Source organism: Embleya sp. NPDC005575 (assembly GCF_040605455.1).
In the GTDB taxonomy this organism is placed as follows: domain Bacteria; phylum Actinomycetota; class Actinomycetes; order Streptomycetales; family Streptomycetaceae; genus Embleya.
In genome coordinates this window covers 33,560-51,709 of sequence record NZ_JBEXCV010000018.1, presented here as the reverse complement: position 1 = coordinate 51,709, position 18,150 = coordinate 33,560, and the positions used below count along the sequence as shown (strand labels likewise).

General features: G+C 71.1%; 13 protein-coding genes and 2 pseudogenes. 7 read left to right on the top strand and 8 right to left on the bottom strand.

The genetic code is table 11. The features are described from left to right. The first annotated feature begins 4 nt into the window (after positions 1–4). The gene (locus tag ABZS54_RS09065) at positions 5–1,444 is read left to right on the top strand and encodes an NtaA/DmoA family FMN-dependent monooxygenase (RefSeq protein ID WP_355532630.1); all 1,440 of its coding nucleotides are present in this window, start codon (positions 5–7) and stop codon (positions 1,442–1,444) included. Between the two features lie 113 nt (positions 1,445–1,557). On the opposite strand, the gene ABZS54_RS09060 is transcribed toward ABZS54_RS09065, so the two are convergent. The 7 genes from ABZS54_RS09060 to ABZS54_RS09030 form a co-directional block, all read right to left on the bottom strand. Further along, a complete protein-coding gene (locus ABZS54_RS09060; protein ID WP_355532628.1) occupies positions 1,558–2,502 on the bottom strand; it encodes a glutathione S-transferase C-terminal domain-containing protein in 945 nt (314 codons plus the stop codon). Positions 2,503–3,027: 525 nt separating this feature from the next. Further along, positions 3,028–4,083 (bottom strand): LLM class flavin-dependent oxidoreductase, encoded by a 1,056-nt coding sequence (locus tag ABZS54_RS09055; protein ID WP_355532626.1) that lies wholly within the window; start codon positions 4,081–4,083, stop codon positions 3,028–3,030. After that, complete coding sequence (locus ABZS54_RS09050) at positions 4,080–5,906, bottom strand: ABC transporter ATP-binding protein (protein WP_355532624.1); 1,827 nt, start codon at positions 5,904–5,906, stop codon at positions 4,080–4,082. Before ABZS54_RS09050 ends, ABZS54_RS09055 begins: the two co-directional genes overlap by 4 nt. Continuing rightward, positions 5,903–6,763 (bottom strand): ABC transporter permease, encoded by an 861-nt coding sequence (locus tag ABZS54_RS09045; protein WP_355532622.1) that lies wholly within the window; start codon positions 6,761–6,763, stop codon positions 5,903–5,905. The genes ABZS54_RS09050 and ABZS54_RS09045 overlap by 4 nt, the downstream gene beginning before the upstream one ends. Positions 6,764–6,765: 2 nt before the next feature. Then, entirely contained in the window at positions 6,766–7,698 is a 933-nt protein-coding gene (locus ABZS54_RS09040; RefSeq protein WP_355532678.1) for an ABC transporter permease, read from the bottom strand. Next, positions 7,698–9,344, bottom strand: a complete 1,647-nt coding sequence (locus ABZS54_RS09035; protein WP_355532620.1) for an ABC transporter substrate-binding protein — start codon at positions 9,342–9,344, stop codon at positions 7,698–7,700. The genes ABZS54_RS09040 and ABZS54_RS09035 overlap by 1 nt, the downstream gene beginning before the upstream one ends. Positions 9,345–10,038: 694 nt before the next feature. Further along, positions 10,039–11,019, bottom strand: coding sequence for an NAD(P)/FAD-dependent oxidoreductase (locus ABZS54_RS09030; protein WP_355532618.1), 981 nt, complete (start codon positions 11,017–11,019; stop codon positions 10,039–10,041). 200 nt (positions 11,020–11,219) lie between these two features. On the opposite strand from ABZS54_RS09030, the gene ABZS54_RS09025 reads away from it, so the two are divergent. The 5 genes and pseudogenes from ABZS54_RS09025 to ABZS54_RS09005 all read left to right on the top strand — a co-directional run bounded on the left by ABZS54_RS09025 (position 11,220) and on the right by ABZS54_RS09005 (position 13,439). Next, a complete protein-coding gene (locus ABZS54_RS09025; RefSeq protein WP_355532616.1) occupies positions 11,220–11,549 on the top strand; it encodes a hypothetical protein in 330 nt (109 codons plus the stop codon). A 46-nt stretch (positions 11,550–11,595) separates the two neighbouring features. Further along, on the top strand, positions 11,596–12,216 hold the full coding sequence (locus tag ABZS54_RS09020; protein ID WP_355532614.1) for a hypothetical protein: 621 nt from the start codon (positions 11,596–11,598) through the stop codon (positions 12,214–12,216). Positions 12,217–12,358: 142 nt separating this feature from the next. Continuing rightward, positions 12,359–12,454, top strand: a pseudogene (locus ABZS54_RS09015) (hypothetical protein); the annotation flags it as partial. A 6-nt stretch (positions 12,455–12,460) separates the two neighbouring features. Next, positions 12,461–12,664 (top strand): annotated as a pseudogene (locus ABZS54_RS09010) (glycosyl hydrolase family 18 protein); the annotation flags it as partial. Positions 12,665–12,923: 259 nt separating this feature from the next. Next, on the top strand, positions 12,924–13,439 hold the full coding sequence (locus ABZS54_RS09005) for a group III truncated hemoglobin (RefSeq protein WP_355532612.1): 516 nt from the start codon (positions 12,924–12,926) through the stop codon (positions 13,437–13,439). Positions 13,440–13,454: 15 nt separating this feature from the next. Here ABZS54_RS09005 and ABZS54_RS09000 read toward each other — a convergent pair whose 3' ends face one another. Then, positions 13,455–14,306 (bottom strand): PAC2 family protein, encoded by an 852-nt coding sequence (locus tag ABZS54_RS09000; RefSeq protein ID WP_355532610.1) that lies wholly within the window; start codon positions 14,304–14,306, stop codon positions 13,455–13,457. Between the two features lie 358 nt (positions 14,307–14,664). Here ABZS54_RS09000 and metH point away from each other — a divergent pair, with 358 nt between their 5' ends. Further along, positions 14,665–18,141 carry a methionine synthase gene (gene metH, locus ABZS54_RS08995; RefSeq protein WP_355532608.1) on the top strand — a complete coding sequence of 1,159 codons (3,477 nt, stop codon included), beginning with the start codon at positions 14,665–14,667 and terminating at the stop codon, positions 18,139–18,141. Positions 18,142–18,150: the final 9 nt, after the last annotated feature.

Genomic DNA, 18,150 nt, shown 5'->3' with positions numbered 1-18,150 from the left:
GCCGATGCCCCACCCCACCAGCCCCCACCCCACCAGCCCCTCGTCCCGAAGCCCCCAATCCCGCGGTTCGGGGCACCGCCCCCGCACCCGCATCCACCTCGCCGCGCACTTCCCCGGCGTCAACAGCACCACCGTGTGGAGCGATCCGCGCTCGGGCAGTCAGATCGACTTCGACTCGTTCGAGCACCTCGCGCGCACCGCCGAGCGCGGCAGGTTCGACTTCTTCTTCCTGGCCGAGGGGCAGCGACTGCGCGAACACCATGGCACCATCCTTGAGTTGGACGTCGCCGGCCGCCCGGACGCACTCACCGTGCTGGCGGCACTCGCCGCGATCACCGACCGAATCGGCCTGGCCGCCACCGCCACCGCCACCTACAACGAGCCGTACGAACTCGCCCGCAAGATCGCCTCCCTCGACCATCTCAGCAGCGGCCGCGCGGCCTGGAACGTGGTCACCTCGCCGGACGCCTGGACAGGGGAGAATTTCCGCCGCGGCGGCTTCCTGCCGCGCGAGGAACGCTACGAGCGGGCCATCGAGTTCGTCGGGGCGGCCCGCACGCTGTGGGACAGCTGGGCCCCGGACGCGCACGTCGCCGACACCGAGGGCGGCGTGTTCGCGGCTTCCGACGCCGGTCGATTCGACTACCACGGACTGCATTTCGCCATCGAGGGCCGCTTCACCGTGCCGCGTGGCCCGCAGGGCCGGCCGGTGCTGATCCAAGCCGGCGACTCCGAGGACGGCCGTGAATTCGGCGCCGCACAGGCGGACGTGATCTTTTCCCGGCACGGCGAATACGAGGCGGGCCGGGCCTTCTACGCGGACATGAAGGGTCGCGCGGCCCGGCACGGGCGAAGTCCTGACGAGCTGAAGATCCTGCCCGCGGTCACCGCGGTGATCGGCGCGACCGCCGAGGAGGCCCAGGACAAGGCCGCCTGGATCCGTCGGCAACAGGTCAGTCCGCAAAACGCGATCCAGTTCGTCGAACAGGTGTGGGGCCGAGACTTGTCCGAACTGGACCCGGACGGCCCGCTCCCGGACTTCGACCCGGTCACCGATGGCACCTCGATCGCCCGAGGTCGGGTCCGCACCGGCGGCGACCCGCTGGAGCTGGCTCGCAGCTGGCGCGAACTTGCAGCGACCAAGGGAGGATTGAGCCTGCGCGAGGTAGTGATCGAGGTGGCCGCCCGACAGACGTTCATCGGCACCGCCGAACACGTCGCGGACCGGATGGAGGTGCACGTACGCGACGGCGCGAGCGACGGCTTCATCCTGGTCCCGCACCTGACCCCGGCCGGCCTGGACGAGTTCGTCGACCAAGTGGTGCCGATCCTCCAGGAACGCGGCGTCTTCCGCAGCGAATACGAGGGCAGCACGCTGCGCGAACACCTGCGCCTGCCGGCGCCGCGCCCGGCCGGCGCGCACCGCACCGACGTGGCGGTGTGAGCGCCGAAGCGCTGTGAGCGCCGAAGGCCCGAGCCCGTACCGACCGGCGGTGTGAGCGCCGAAGGTCGCAGCGCGCCTTCGCTCCCCGGCCCCACACCGCCGCGCCGGCCGGATCAGCTCCAGTCGTTGAGCGCGATCGAGACACCCGAAGCCGCCGGACCACGACAGTGGCTCCGGTGGTTTCGGGCGATGTGCTCCAATCGCAGGTTGTCGCGGAACGCCGGGATCAGGTTCAACCGCCGTGCATACGCCCACAGATGCGGGTGCGCCGCGAGCCGATGTACGTCCTGGGCGTCCAGGTGCCGCTTGTGCACCGCGTCCAGATGCACGAGCGTGGTCCACAACTGCACGTCCGCCGCGGTGAGCGTGTCACCCAGCAGGAACGGCCGTGCCGCGAGCCGCCGTTCGGCCATCGCCAGGGTCGCCGACACGGTGCTCATCGCCTCGGCCCGCCGTGGGCCCGCCGAGGCCCGCCCGGCACGCTGTGCGGCGTCGGTGATGTCCTCCTCGAACAGGGTTTCCAACGCGCACAGTTCCTCACGCCGCTCTGCGGGGTAGAGCGCGTCGCCGCCGCCGAAACCGGTGGCCAGGTCGCGCAGGATGTGCGGCGCGTGGTTGCTGACGATGCGTCCGCTCCACCGGTCCCACAACACCGGCACGGTCACCGGGCCGTCGTAGTGGTACTCGGTCGCCTCGTACGCCTCGCGCAGGAACGCGAACCCGCCGTTGGGGTCCAGGCCGTGACCGTCCCCGTCCCGAAACGCCCAGCCGCGCCCGTCCCGGACCGGATCCACCAGCGTGGTGCCCACGACCTCGGCCAGGCCCGCGAGATCGCGCGTGATGGCCACCCGCAGCGAACGCGGGCAGGCCAGGCACAGGTAGAGGTGGTAGCGGTTGACCTCGGCCCGAAACCCGGCGCCGATCCGGCCGCGAAAGCGCTGCATCGGCGGGCGGATGGTCTCCAGGCCCGGCAGTGGCGCTCCGGAGTGGCGGACGCGGTAGCGCCCGTGGGTGCGGAAGTCGATCGGTCCGGCGGCCTTCGGGGGTGTCGTGGACATACGGGTCTCCCTCGCGCAGGTCATGAGTGTGGCAACGGTCGAGGTGGCACGGCACGGCGTGGTCCGACCCGGATGCGGGCGGACCGGTGGCGTGGAGCTCAGACCGAGCGACAACTCGCGCTGCACACGCGCAGGAAGTCGATGTGTCGGCGAACCAGGAGGTGGACGGCAATCAGGACCCGCGCCCTCGGCAGTCCCGGGCGGGGGCCCGCGTGACACACGCAGCCGTCCATGGCTCGGATTATTCGCGCTCCGGATACGTCTCCGCAAGAGGATCGCGCCGATCTCCACACCCCGCCGGACGCCCCCGACCCGACCGCCCCGCCCCCGCCCGGCCCCGACGCCCCCGGCCTCGACTCCGCCGACCTGCGGCCCACTCGGCGACAGGGCCCGGTTCGGCGGATCGCGTCCCCGCCGGGATGCGCCGGACCGGCCCCAACTGCGGCCCGCTCGCCGGCCGGCCGCACGCCCAGACCTGGCCGAGATTGCCTCGACCGACCCTTGGGCCCACGACCGGCCGCGGGTTCAGGCCGCCTGCTCCCAGACCCGCGAGGGGAGCGCGGCGCGCAGCGCGGGCGCCACCTCGCCCGCGAACAGTTCCAGGACCGCCCGCCGTTCCGCACGGTCCAGCCCCTCCGTCCCGATCGCCTGTACCTGATGCCCATAGGCCGCGTGGTAGCGCCCGATCTTGTCCACGATCTGCGCCGGACTGCCCACCAGGGCCGGGCCGTTCGCGATGTTGTCCTCCAACGACGTGAACGGCGATCGATTGTGCTGCGCCGCCGCCGACCCGGCGAACGCGTCGTAGTACGGCCGATACCGCGCCAGCGCCTCCTGCGACGTGGGCGCCACGTAGCAGCCACCCGCGCCCGAACCGACCACCGCGTCGTTCGGATCGCGCCCGTACGCCGCCCAGCGCTCGCGATAGTGGTCGATCAGGTCGGCGTACTTGGCCATCGGATGGAAGCCGTTCGCGGTGAACAACGGATCGCCCCACTTCGCGGCCAACTCGGTGGACGCCCGGCTGGTCGCGCTGCCGTGCCAGATCACCGGAGCCCGCCCGTCCGGGCGCGGGAACGGCCGGGGATAGGTGGTTACTTCGTGCAACCGGCTGCGAAAGCGCCCGGACCAGGAGACCTTCTCCTCGCTCCACAACCGGCGCAGTAGCTCGAACTTCTCCTCCTGCAACTCCCACTGGTCGTCCTCGGCGAGCCCGAACAGCGGGAAGTGCCGCGGGTCGTTGCCCTTGCCGACCATCAGGTCCAGCCGGCCCCGCGACAACTGGTCCAGCGTCGCGTAGTCCTCGGCGACCCGCACCGGATCCAGCACACTGATCACGGTCAGCGTGGTCAACAGCCGAATGCGCGAGGTGCGCTGCGCGACCGCCGCCAGGATCACCGGCGGCGCCGAGGACAGGAACGGCTCGCCGTGCCGCTCGCCCACCCCGAACGCGTCGAAGCCCAACTCCTCGGCCAGCGCCGCCGTCTCGACCAAGTCCGCCAACTGCTCGTGCGCCGGCGCGCGCTGCCCGGTGATCGCATGCGGGGCGTTGGCACCCAGGGTGAACACCGCGAACCTCATGACACCGCTCCCAACGGTTGCGGGCGCCGGCGCCCGGGGATGGCCGCGATCAGCTCGCGCGTGTACGGGTGCGTGGGCGCCGAGAGCACCTGCTCGCAACCGCCCTTCTCGACCAGCCGACCGGCCTGCAACACGCCCACCCGGTCGGCGATCTGACGCACCACCGCGAGGTCGTGCGAAATGAACAGGTAACTGATCCCCAACTCGTCCTGGAGCCCACCCAGCAACTCCAGGATCTGCGCCTGGACCGAGACGTCCAACGCGGACACCGGCTCGTCACACACCACCAGATCCGGCTTCAGCGCCAACGCCCGGGCAATCGCCACCCGTTGCCGCTGCCCACCGGACAACTCGGCCGGCTTGCGGCGCAGCACACCCTCGGGCAGCGCCACCTGATCGATCAACGCCGACGCCCGGGCCCGCTGCTGCGCCCGACTGCCGACCCGGTAGGCGCGCAGCGGCTCCTCGACGATCTCGGACACCGTGAAGCGCGGATCCAGCGAGGCGTACGGGTTCTGGTAAACCAACTGCATGCGTCGGCGCAGCGCGCGCAACTCGCCGCGCCCGGGTCGGGTCGTGTCCCGTCCCTCGATCAGGATCCGGCCCGCGCTGGGCGCTTCCAGGCCCAGGATCATCCGCACCGTGGTCGACTTCCCCGAACCCGACTCGCCGACCAGCGCGAACGTCTCGCCTCGGCGCACCGTGAACGAGACGTCGTCCACCGCGCGCAGCATGCGGGCGCCCTCCTTGGTCTTCGGCAGCGCGAACTCCTTCACCAGCCCCGTCACGGTCAGCAACGGCTCGGCTCGCGGGACGGGTTCGCGCACCGGACGCGCACGCGCCCGACGGGTGGTCAGGCTCGGTGCGGCGGCGATCAGCGCTCGGGTGTACGGGTGTTCGGGATCGGTCAGGATCCGCGCCGCCGGCCCCTGCTCGACCACCGTGCCCTGGGACATCACCACCACCCGCTGGGCGCGGTCGGCGGCCACGCCCAGGTCGTGGGTGATCAGCAGCATCGCGGTGCCGTGCGCGTGGGTGAGCTCGTCGATGTGGTCCAGGATCTGCCGCTGCACGGTGACATCGAGCGCGCTGGTGGGTTCGTCGGCGATGACCAGCCGGGGCTGGCAGGCCAGCGCGATCGCGATCAGCACCCGCTGGCGCATGCCGCCGGACAACTCGTGCGGAAACTGCCGTGCCCTCGTGGCGGGTTCGGGCAGGCCTGCCTCGCCGAGCGCGGCCACCGCGCGCTCCTGCGCCGCCTTGCCGCTCGCCAGCCCGTGCACGATCAGTGCCTCGGCGACCTGATCGCCGATCCGCCGCACCGGGTTGAGCGAGACCATCGGGTCCTGCGGGATGAACCCGATCGACCGCCCGCGTACCTCGCGCAGTTCGCGCTCGCGCAACGTCAGCAGATCACGGCCCTCGAACAACGCCCGACCCGCGCCGACCCGGCCACCGGCCGGCAACAGGCCGACGATCGCGTGCGCGGTGGTGCTCTTGCCCGAGCCCGACTCGCCGACCACGGCCACCACTTCGCCCGCCCCCACGGTCAGGTCCGCGGTGGTCACCGCGTCCACCGGGCCGTTCGAGGTCCGGTAGGACACGCGCAGGCCCCGAATGTCCAACAGCGGGGCATCCGGGGCCTCCACCACCGACAGCGCGCCCACCGCCCGATCCGTACCGACCCCCCGGCCCGCGTCCACCGCCCGATCCGCGGCCACGCGCCCTACGCCCACCGCCCGATCCGCGCCCACCGACCCGGCCTCGACCCCGGCCTCGACCCGGGGGGAGCCCCCGGCGAGTCCCTTCGACGTCTCGCTCATCGATCCTGCCTCCGCTCTCCGTCCAAGGCCCGCGAGATGCGGTTCGCGGACAGCACCGTCGCCGCGATCACCAGGCCGGGAAATGTGGTCAACCACCACGCGGTCGCCACGAAGTTGCGCCCGTCGGCGACCAGCACACCCCACTCCGGTGTCGGCGGCGGAGCGCCGAAGCCCAGGAAGCTCAGCGCCGACACGGACAGGATCGCGATGCCGAACTCCAACGCGGCCATCACCAACACCGGCCCGGACGCATTCGGCAACACATGCCGGGCCAGAATCCCGCCCGACCGCACCCCGCTCGCCCGCGCCGCCTCCACGTACACCGACGAGCGCACCCGCAGCACCTCCGCCCGCATCACCCGCGCGAAGCCGGCGACGCTGGCCACCCCCACCGCGACGGCCACCTTCGTGGTGCCGAAGCCCAGCGCGCCGACCAGCGCAAGCGACAACAACAGCCGCGGAATCGCCTGCAACACGTCGACCACCCGCATCACCACGTCGTCCAGCCACCCGCCGAAGAACCCGGACAACAACCCGAGCACCCCGCCCACCACGAGGGCCACCGCCACCGCCACGAACGTCGCCCGCAACGACAGCGAACTGGCGTGTACCACCCGGGTGAACAGATCACGCCCGAGCTGATCCGTTCCGAACAGGTGCTCCGCGCTCGGCCCCCGCAACTTGTCCCGCGGCGTGCCCACCAGCGGATCGCCGTCGGTGAACAGCCGCGGGAACAGCGCCGCGAGCACCACGAGCGCGAACACCACCAGCGACAGCAACAACCCGGGACGGCGCAGCACGAACCGCGCATGCCCACGAGCGGCGGGCAACACATCCGTCGCGAAACCGGCCGCCATCGTCACACCGTCCTTCCCACGCGCGGATCCAGCACCGGATACAGCAGGTCCACCGCCAGCGCGACCACCACGAACACCAGCGCCGCGAAAAGCACCACGCCCTGCACCATCGCCACGTCCTGGGTGTCCACCGCGGCAGCCGTCAGCCGGCCGATCCCGGCCCGGGAGAACACCGTCTCCACCACCACCGACTCCACCAGCACGTTCCCCGACACCACCGCCGCCAGCGTGAGCGCCGGCAGCGACGCGTTGCGCAGCGCATGCCGCAGATGGATCCGCACCCGGCCCGCGCCCTTGGCCCGCGCGGTCTCCACGTACGGCTCGGCCAGCGCGGTGGTCATGCTCTTCGCCAACACCTGCGCGATCATCGCGCCCGCCGGCAGCGCCAACGTGAACGCAGGCAACACCAGACTCTCCAAACCCTGGTTGCCCATCGCCGGCAACAGGCCCCACTGGAAGGACACCACCTGCACCAGCAGCAACCCCACCCAAAAGCCCGGCATCGAGATCCCGATCGCCGGCAGCGACATCAACACCTGACGCAGCGCCCGCAGCCGGGTGAACGTCGCGGCCAACGCCACCCCACCGCCGCCGAGCACCGCCAACACGATCGCCACACCGGTCAACTCCAGCGTCTGCGGCAGCGCGTCCACGATCGTGCGCGCCACCGGAGCCCCCGTCTGCGCCGACGTGCCCAGATCGCCGGTGAGCGTGTCTCCCAGCGCATGGGCGTACTGCACGTAGACCGGGTCGTCGAGTCCGTTCGCGCCGCGCACCGCGTCGATCTGCTCCCGCGTGGCGGTGCCCTCCAGGCCGCCGAGCTTGATCGACAACGAATCGCCCGGCAGCAGGAACAACACGACGAACGACACGGTGAACGCCGCCCACAGCACCACCACCGCCTGCAACAGCCGGCGCACCAGATAGCCGCGCATCAGTTGCTCAGCCACGTATCGTGGAACTGCAGGCGCGAGGACGCCTCGAAGCTCAGCCCGTGCACCTTGGGACCCAGCCCGTGCACCTGGGACAGCTCGAACAGCGGGATCACATACGCCCGGTCGGCGACGATCCGCTGAGCCTCGGCGACCTTCGCGTTGCGCTGCGCCGGGTCCAGGCTCTGCGATTGGTCGTCCAGCACGGTGTCCAGGTCGCCCGAGGCGATCCTGAGCCGGTTGACCGTCCTGGTACTGAACAGGGAGCGCAGGATGTCCGGGTCCGAGCGGGTGATGTTGTAGTACGCGAAGTCGTAGTCGCCCGAGTTCTGCACCTGGTTCTGCTCACCGGCGGCGAGCTTGCGCAGCCGCAGGTCCACGCCGACCTTGCGCAGTTCCTGCTGGACCAGTTCCAGGACGGACTGGCTGGCGTTGAACAGCGGCGCGAAGATCACGTCCACGCTGAGCCGGCGCCCGTCCTTGACCCGCACGCCGTCCGAACCGACCTTCCAGCCCGCCTCCTCCAACAGCCGCTTGGCGCCCTCCGGGTCGTAGCCCAGCTGCGCGGACAGGTCCACCCAGCCGGGAGTGACCGAGGCCAGCGGCGAGGTGGCGGCCTTGTACTTGGAGGTGAGCACGGTCTGCGCCAACTCGGGCCGGTTCACCGCCTTCTGGATCGCCCGCCGGACCGCGTCCTCGGCCAGGATCGGCCGGGACACGTTGGCCTGGAGGTTGAAAACGACGCCCGGGTTGGGCCGGGTCAGCACGGTGTAGCCGGAGGCGAACCGCCCCTCGTCCTGCGGCTGCACGTCGCTGATCGCGTCCACCTGCGCGGACTCCAGGCTGCCGGCGCGTACGCCGGACTCGGGCACGATCTTGAACACCAGCTTGTCCAGGTACGCCTCGCCCGGATGGGCGAACAGCGACGAGCCCCACGCGTAGCCGGCCCGCTTGGCCAACTCCACGCTCTGGTTCGGCTTGTAGGAGCGCAGCGTGAACGGTCCGGAGCCGACCAGATCGCCCTGGCAGCGCTGCTCGGCGGTCTTGGCCAAGGTGGCGGGGGAGAGCAGCCCCAGCGACATGGTCGAGGTGGCCTGGAGGAACTGGGCGCTGGGCGCGGCGAATTCCACCCGCACGGCGGCCGGGTCCAGCACGGTGGTGCCCCGGTACCCGGTGAGGTAGCTGCCCGCGATGGTGGCCTTGGCGCCCAGCGCGACCACCCCGTCGAGGTTGGCCTTGACCGCGGCGCCGTCCAGCGGCGTGCCGTCCGCGAAGGTGACGCCCGGACGCAGGTGGAAGGTGAAGTGGGTGGCCTGCGGGTCCACCTCCCACGAGGTGGCCAGCCACGGCTTGATCTCGCCGGTCTTCCCGTCCTGGTCGGTCAGCGAGTCGACGATCTGGCGGCCCACGTTCAGGCTCGCGTTCGCGCCGAACTGCTGCGGGTCCAGGCACGTGGGGTCGGCGGCCAGCGCGAAGGTGAGCGTGCCGCCGGACTGCGGCGGGCCGACCTCGGCGGAGTTCGCGGCCTTGTCGCCGGCGCCGTTGCAGGCGCCGGCCAGCAGCACGAGGGCCGCCATGGCGGCGCCGGTACCGGCGGTGCGGCGCAGTCTTCGAGGATGGGCGGAGGCGGGGAATACCGAAAAGCGCATGGGAATCTCCGGGCATGGCGAATTCACGCGGCGGTGCGCGCGATTTCGGGCAGGGATAACCGTCGATTCGCGCGAATGCGCGGCGTCGGGAACGGCGCGCGCAGAAAAGGCGCGTCAGAAATCACGCCGGCGCGGGACGCGGCGAATCGAGGGGGAGGTCGTGGAACGGCGGGCGGACGGCCGGCCGGCGATCACGGGGATCGCCGGCGAGCGTCCGGCGGCGGAGCAGCCCGGTCCGCGGGGATCAGCGGGTGCGACAGGCCGAGCTGTGCACGCGGCCGAAATCGACATGCCGGCGGGTACACAGGGGAGTTCGCGGACGGCGCACGGCCGCGCCGCAGGGCGCGACGGCCTCGACCCGCCGGGAGGAGACTCCGGGCGTGGAGGCGGTGACCGGCACCACGAGCGTCATGACGTCCTTCGACAACAATGGATCGATATCTGCGACTGCGTGAGCCTATCGAGTCATCCGCCGAGGCAACAAGTGCCTATTCCGCTTTTCGGCCGGGGTCGGCCAGAAATCGCCCCCGGAGCGCTGCCCGACAATGCCACGCCACCCGGCAATATCACCGAGCCGACAGCCGACAGCCGACACCCGGCCCACGAAACTGGAGCCCCGCACCACGGCGCCCGACACGGGCCACATCCGAACCGCCGCACCTGCCCGAAGGCGAAGCGGCCTCGGCCGAGCCCCCTACGGCACGTCCGAAGAATGCCCCGGAAAGACGTGCGCCGACGGATCGACCACGGTCATCGCGTTGTTGACCGCCGTGGCCGCCTCGCCGAACCCGGTGGCGATCAACTTGACCTTGCCGTCGTAGTCGACGATGTCGCCGGCCGCGAAGACCCGCGTCAGGTTGGTGCGCATCGCCTGGTTCACCACGATGTGCCGCTTGCGCTGCTCCAGGCCCCAGTGCGTCATCGGGCCCAGGTCGGCGATGAAGCCCAAGGCGGCCACCACCGCCTGCACCGGGAGGGTGCGCACCGCGCCGTCGGCCTTGGCGACCACGTCCGCGGCTCGTACCTGTCCGTCGCCGTGCAGCGCGGTGACCTCGGCGGAGGTGATCACCTCGGTGGTCGAGGCCAGCACCCGGCGCACGGTGTGCTCGTGGGCGCGGAACTTGTCCCGGCGATGCACCAGCGTGATCGACTTGGCGACCGGCTCCAGGCTGGTGGCCCAGTCGAACGCCGAATCGCCGCCGCCCACGATCAGCACGTCCAGCCCGGCCAGATCCGACAGGCGCGGCACGAAGTAGCGCACCCCGTCGCCGGTGAACGCGTCGGCGGCGGGCAGCGGACGCGGGCTGAAGGTACCGATCCCGCCGCTGATCAGGACCACCTTGGCCCGCACCACCAGGCCGCTCGCGCAGGTGATCGTGACGCCGTCGTCGTCCTGCGCCAACTGCTCGGCGCGATGGCCGAGCAGATAGCTCGGCTCGAACGGCGCGGCCTGCTCGACCAGCGCGTCCACCAGGTCCTGGCCCTTGATCGCCGGGAATCCCGCGACGTCGTAGATCATCTTCTCCGGGTACATCGCGGAGATCTGCCCGCCGGGTTCGGGCAGCGAATCCAGGAGTGCGGTGCGCAGGCCCCGGAAGCCCGCGTAGTAGGCGGCGTACAGGCCGGTCGGGCCCGCACCGATGACGAGCAGATCGGTGTCGACGGTGGGGGACACGCGCGCTCCTTCCCGAGCGGGGTTGCCCGGACCCTAGCCCAACGGCACCCACGCTTCCTCGAGTTCGTGCCCCGCGTCACACGAACGGAAGCACCGACCGGGCACGAGCTCGCCCAACCACGGGCAAATGTCCGTACGGTAGCGTATGGAAGCAGTGGAACTTGTTCTCATCCGGCCCGCCGATCGTTAGGGTCCGGTTCATGGAGAACTCCTGTGCGCCGCCTCCCTCGGCCGACGCCCCGGCACTGATCGCGGACGCCAGGGGTTTAGACCACGCCCGAACGCGGGCTCCCGGCGTACCGGCGCGACCCGCCGACGCCCGGGGCGCCCGACCGCCGACGCGACGCCACGCCGCCCGCAGTGCCCGTCCGTCGACCGGTGGGCTCACCCTCGACGGCGGCACCGAACAGGTGTGCGGCAAACTGGCGGCGTTCGCGGATCCGGGCGGCGCCGAAGTCGCCTCCGGGCCCCTCGGGCCCGACCCGGTGCGCGAGCCCACCGCGTTCGCCGCGGCCGCCGCACCGTCCTGATCCGCTCCGACCCCGTTCGAATCCCGCACGACCGCGAGGACGCACCATGACCCTGTTCCCCGGCAGGGACACCGACGTCACCACCGCCGTCGCCGCTCTGCTGGCGAAGTGCCGACTGTCGATACCCCGCACCTGGATACTCACGGCGCTCGACTACGCCTGGCACGACGAACGCCCCGTCGTGGTCGTGCGCCACCAACCCGCCACCCACCCGCGCCCGGGCGGGCCGCACGCCAGCGTGGTGGTGGACCGCGCCGACGGCACGCTGCTGGGCTGGACCCGGCTGGAGGGCCCGCGCCCGGGCCCGTTGCCCGGCACCGAGGAGGCGCACGCCGCCGCCGAGGCGTTCTGGCACCACGTGGATCCGCTGCACGCCGAGGGACTGACCGTGCAGTGGGTCGCGCAACACGACGAGACCATCGGCACCGCGGCCGGTCGGGCCGCCTCGGTGAGCGGAATGCGGGTCAACGCGCGTCACATCAACGGGCTCTACACATGGGCGGTGCTCGCCGGGGATCTGTCCGTGCTGACCTACGAGCGCGACGTGCAATGGGACGAACGGGCCGCCCGCCGGCGCACCCAGATGTGGCTGCACGACCGCTGGCGCGCGGCCGTGGACGGCACCGCACCCGCACCCGGCGCGCCGTACGCGCCCGCTCGACGCTGAAGCCACATCCGGCCAACGCGCGGCAAATTTCGGCAAGTTCGGCAAAGCCCCGGATCACGCGAGCCCTTCGGGCCCGCGTGCGGCATTTCCGGCGCGAGGCAGGGCGGTTGGTCCAGACCATTTTGGTACAGACCATTGACCTATGGTCCAGACCTTTCCTACTCTCACCGCCACGTTCGTCAAGACCTCCGACTGGGGCTCCGGCTTCGGCGGCAGCTGGACCATCAAGAACACCGGCAAGAGCAGCTGCCCCGGCACCGGCACCGGCACCATCGCCGGCACCGCGTACGCCAAGTGCGGGAGCAACTGATGGAGCTACGACACCCCGGCCACCGTCAACTCCAAGATGAGCTGGGCCAAGGCGCAGAACCTGCGCGGCGCGTTCTTCTGGGAGTTCAGCGGTGACACCACCAACGGCGAACTCGCGGCCGCGATCCACAACGGCCTGAGCCAGGGCCGCCCCCGAAGACGCGGCCACGAACGCGGCCGCCTTCACCGCTTCGTGACCGCAAGGTCGTGGCCGGGCCCACCGGGGTGCCCGGTCACGACACCACGAGCGGACCCGTCGTCCACCGGCGCGGACGGCGGCTCCGGCACAGACCGGCCGGGTGGGGTCCACGGACTCCACCCGCCCGGGCGTTCGGCCCGGGTCCACGCGCCGCCCGCACCCTAAGGTGGTAGGTATGCACGGCGACCGGCGACGACCGATGGACCTCACACCGCGGACGACCCCCGCCCGGGACGCGCCGCCCGGGGACACCGCCCCGCCCGCCGTCGGCCGCGCCGACATCGACACCCGCGCCGACCTGGAAGCCCTGCTCCGCCGCTTCTACGGCGCAGCCTTCGCCGACCCGGTGATCGGCGCCTACTTCACCCGGATCGCCGGCACCGACCTGGACGCACACCTGCCCCGGATCACCGACTTTTGGGAACGCGCCCTGCTGCGCACCGCCGACTACCGCGGCGACGCGTTCGCGGTGCATCACGTGCTGCACCGCGCCGAACCGCTGACCGCCCGACACTTCGGCCGCTGGGTCCAGCTCTGGCGGGCCTGCGTCGACGGCGGCTTCGCCGGACCGCGCGCGGAACGGGCCAAGGCCCAGGGCGAACGCATCGCCCTGGCCATGCTGCGCCGCCTCGCCGGCCCCGACGCATCCGCCGAGCCCGGCCCGGGCGGCTTCATCCCGCTGGCGACGCTGGAACTGCGCCGCCACTCGGCCTGAGCACCCCGCGGGTGATCAGCCCTCGGACTGATCACCCTTGCGCTTGAGATAGCGCTCGAACTCGGCCGCGATCGCATCGCCGGACGCCTCGGGCAGGTCCTCGGTGTCGCGCGCGGCCTCCAGCGAGCGCACGTACTCGGCGACCTCGGTGTCCTCGGCCGCGAGCTGATCCACCCCCACCTGCCACGCCCGCGCGTCCTCGGCCAGCTCGCCCATCGGCACGGTCAGGTCCAGGAAGTCCTCCAGCTTGCGCAACAGCGCCAGCGTGGCCTTGGGCGAGGGCGGCTGCGCCACGTAGTGCGGCACCGACGCCCAGAACGTCAACGCCGGCATCCCCGCGTGCGCGCAGGCTTCCTGGAGCACGCCCACGATGCCCGTGGGCCCCTCGTACCGGGACTGCTCCAGACCCACGTTCGCGGCCACCACCGGGTCGGATGTGGTGCCGTTGACCGGGACCGGCCGCGAGTGCGGCGCGTCGCCCAGCATCGCACCCAGCACCACCACCGTCTCCACACCCAACTCGTGCGCGAAGCCCAAGAGTTCATTGCAGAACGAGCGCCAGCGCAGATTCGGCTCGATGCCGTGTACCAGCACCAGGTCACGGCGGGGCTCGGCCAGCCGGACCACCGACAACCGGGTGGTGGGCCAAGTGATCCGCCGGGTGTCCCCATCCAGCCATATCGTCGGCCGATTCACCTGGAAGTCGTAGTAGTCCTCGGCATCCAGGGCCGCGAACACCTCGCCCTTCCAGACCCGGTCGAGGTGCTCGATCGCGGCGGAAGCGGCATCGCCCGCGTCGTTCCACCCCTCGAATGCGGCCACCATGACCGGGTCGATCAGCTCGGGCAGGTCGTCGAGCTCGATCACCCAGTGCCTCCTTCCGGCCGGGGCCGGGATCCGTGCGCCGCGGGCACCCGTCCCCGGGGCCGCGAGAGCTGTACGGCCCCCACATTACGGGTTGAGGCACCTGCGGCCAGACCCGCCCGCGTCGACTTCGCCCACAGTGAAATCCGGGCGCCGCCGGGCAACCGAACCGCGACCGAACCGCAAACACAGCCCGAACGCGCCGGTGAGCGGGAGTGAGCATTCGGTGACCAGTGGGCGACGTCACCCGCGCGCCACCGGGCTGCGCACGCAGATCGCATTAAGCTGGCGCTCTGGCCCGAGTCGTCTCGACGGACCCGGGCAAGCCGACAGCCGTCGCACCCATCGGAGACGCATTCTCATGACAGCCACCCCGCAGCAGCTTCGCGAAGCACTCGCCACCCGCGTCGTCGTCGCCGATGGAGCGATGGGAACCATGCTCCAGGCTCAGGACCCGAGCCTGGACGACTTCCAAGGCCACGAAGGCTGCAACGAAGTCCTCAACGTCACGCGTCCCGACATCGTGCGCAACGTGCACAAGGAATACTTCGATGTCGGCGTGGACTGCGTCGAGACCAACACCTTCGGCACCAACCTCGGCAACCTGGGCGAGTACGACATCCAGGACCGCATCTACGAGCTCGCCGAGGCCGGCGCCCGGATCGCCCGTGAAGTGGCGGACGGCTACTCCACCCCCGACCGCCCGCGCTGGGTGCTCGGCTCGATCGGCCCCGGCACCAAGCTGCCCAGCCTGGGCCACGTGCCCTTCGCCACGTTGCGCGACGCGTTCGAAATCAACGCGGCCGGCCTGATCGACGGCGGCGCGCACGCCCTGCTCATCGAGACCAGCCAGGACCTGCTGCAGACCAAGGCCTCGATCATCGGCTCGCAGCGCGCGCTGAAGAAGGCCGGCGTCGACCTGCCGATCTTCGCCCAGGTCACCGTCGAGACCACCGGCGCGATGTTGATGGGCTCCGAGATCGGTGCCGCGCTGACCGCCCTGGAACCGCTGGGCATCGACTTCATCGGGCTCAACTGCGCCACCGGCCCGGTCGAGATGAGCGAGCACCTGCGCCACCTGGCCAAGCACGCCGGCATCGGGGTCACCGCGATGCCCAACGCCGGCCTGCCGATCCTGACCAAGGACGGCGCGCACTACCCGCTCACCCCCGAGGAACTGGCCGACGCGCACGACACCTTCACCCGCGAATACGGCCTGGCCCTGGTCGGCGGCTGCTGCGGCACCACCCCCGCGCACCTGAAGGCCGTGGTCGAGCGCGTGCACGGCCGCGAGCTGACGCCGCGCAACCCCCGGCACGAACCCGCCGCCGCGTCGCTGTACCAGTCGGTGCCCTTCCGCCAGGACCTGTCCTACCTGTCCGTCGGCGAGCGCACCAACGCCAACGGCTCCAAGGCGTTCCGCGAAGCCATGCTCGAAGGCCGCTACGACGACTGCCTCGACATCGCCCGCGACCAGACCCGCGACGGCGCCCACATGCTCGACCTGAACATCGACTACGTCGGCCGGGACGGCGTCGCCGACATGAAGGCCCTGGCCGGTCGACTGGCCACCGCGTCCACGCTGCCGATCATGCTCGACTCCACCGAACCCGAGGTGCTCGAAGCGGGCCTGGAACTGCTCGGCGGGCGCGCCGTGGTCAACTCGGTCAACTACGAGGACGGCGACGGCCCCACCTCGCGCTTTTGCCGGATCATGCCGCTGGTCAAGGAACACGGCGCCGCCGTGGTCGCGCTGACCATCGACGAGGAGGGCCAGGCCCGTACCGCCGAATGGAAGGTCCGGGTCGCCGAGCGGCTGATCACCGCCCTGACCGGCGAGTGGGGGATCAAGGTCTCCGACATCATCATCGACGCGCTCACCTTCCCGATCGGCACCGGCCAGGAAGAGACCCGGCGCGACGGCATCGAGACGATCGAGGCGATCCGCGAGATCAAGCGCCGCCACCCCGACGTACAGACCACCCTGGGCCTGTCCAACGTCTCCTTCGGCCTCAACCCGGCCGCGCGCATCGTGCTCAACTCGGTCTTCCTCAACGAATGCATCGAAGCCGGCCTGGACTCGGCGATCGTGCACGCCAGCAAGATCCTGCCGATGGCGCGCATCCCCGAGGAGCAGCGCGAGGTCGCCCTCGACATGGTCTACGACCGCCGCCGCGAGGGCTACGACCCGCTCCAGCGCTTCCTGGAGCTGTTCGAGGGCGTCGACGCCAAGTCGGTGCGGGCCACCCGCGCCCAGGAACTGGCCGCGCTGCCGCTGAACGAGCGGCTGGAGCGCCGGATCATCGACGGCGAGCGAGCCGGCCTCGAAGAGGACCTGGACGAGGCACTGCGCGAGCGCAGCGCCCTGGTGATCATCAACGACACCCTCCTGGCCGGCATGAAGGTCGTCGGCGAGCTGTTCGGCTCCGGCCAGATGCAGCTGCCCTTCGTGCTCCAGTCCGCCGAGGTGATGAAGTCCGCCGTCGCGCACCTGGAACCGCACATCGAAAAGGTCGAGGGCGAGGACGGCAAGGGCACCATCGTGCTGGCCACCGTCAAGGGCGACGTGCACGACATCGGCAAGAACCTGGTCGACATCATCCTGTCCAACAACGGCTACAACGTGGTCAACATCGGCATCAAGCAGCCGGTCTCGGCCATCCTTGACGCCGCCGAGGAACACCGCGCCGACGTGATCGGGATGTCCGGCCTGCTGGTCAAGTCCACCGTGATCATGAAGGAAAACCTCCAGGAGCTGAACACCCGCGGCCTGGCCGCCGGCTACCCGGTCATCCTCGGCGGCGCCGCCCTGACCCGCGCCTACGTCGAAGAGGACCTGTACGACATCTACGCCGGCGAGGTCCGCTACGCCCGCGACGCCTTCGAGGGCCTGCGCCTGATGGACGCCCTGATGGGCGTCAAGCGCGGCGTGCCCGGCGTGGAACTGCCCGCGCTGCGCCGACGCAAGGTGGCCGCCGCCAAGGTGATCGAGACCGAACCCGAGGAGATGCCCGCCCGCTCGGACGTGGCGATCGACAACCTCGTGCCCACCCCGCCGTTCTGGGGCGACCGCGTGGTCAAGGGCATCCAGCTGAACGACTACGCGTCCTGGCTGGACGAGCGCGCCACCTTCATGGGCCAGTGGGGCCTCAAGCCCACCCGGGGCGGCGACGGGCCCTCCTACGAGGAACTGGTCGAGACCGAGGGCCGCCCGCGGCTGCGCTACTGGCTGGACCGGATCGTCACCGACAACCTGCTCGACGCCGGCGTGGTCTACGGCTACTTCCCGTGCGTGTCCAAGGGCGACGACCTGATCGTGCTCGACGAAGCGGGCCACGAACGCACCCGATTCACCTTCCCGCGCCAGCGCCGCGACCGGCACCTGTGCCTGGCCGACTTCTTCCGCCCGGAGGAATCGGGTGAGATCGACGTGGTCGGCTTCCAGATCGCCACCATGGGCCCGCGCCTGTCCGACGCCACCGCCAAGCTGTTCGCCGACAACTCCTACCGGGACTACCTCGAACTGCACGGCCTGTCGGTCCAGCTCGCCGAGGCCCTGGCCGAGTACTGGCACGCCCGGGTGCGCGCCGAGCTCGGCTTCGCCGGCGAGGACCCCAACGACCTGGACGGCATGCTCAAGCTGCACTACCGCGGCGCGCGCTTCTCGCTCGGCTACGGCGCCTGCCCCGACCTGGAGGACCGGGCCAAGATCACCGAGCTGCTCAAGCCGGAGCGGATCGGGGTCGAGCTGTCCGAGGAGTTCCAGCTGCACCCGGAACAATCCACCGACGCGATCGTGTTGCACCACCCCGAGGCGAACTACTTCAACGCCCGCTGACCCACCCCA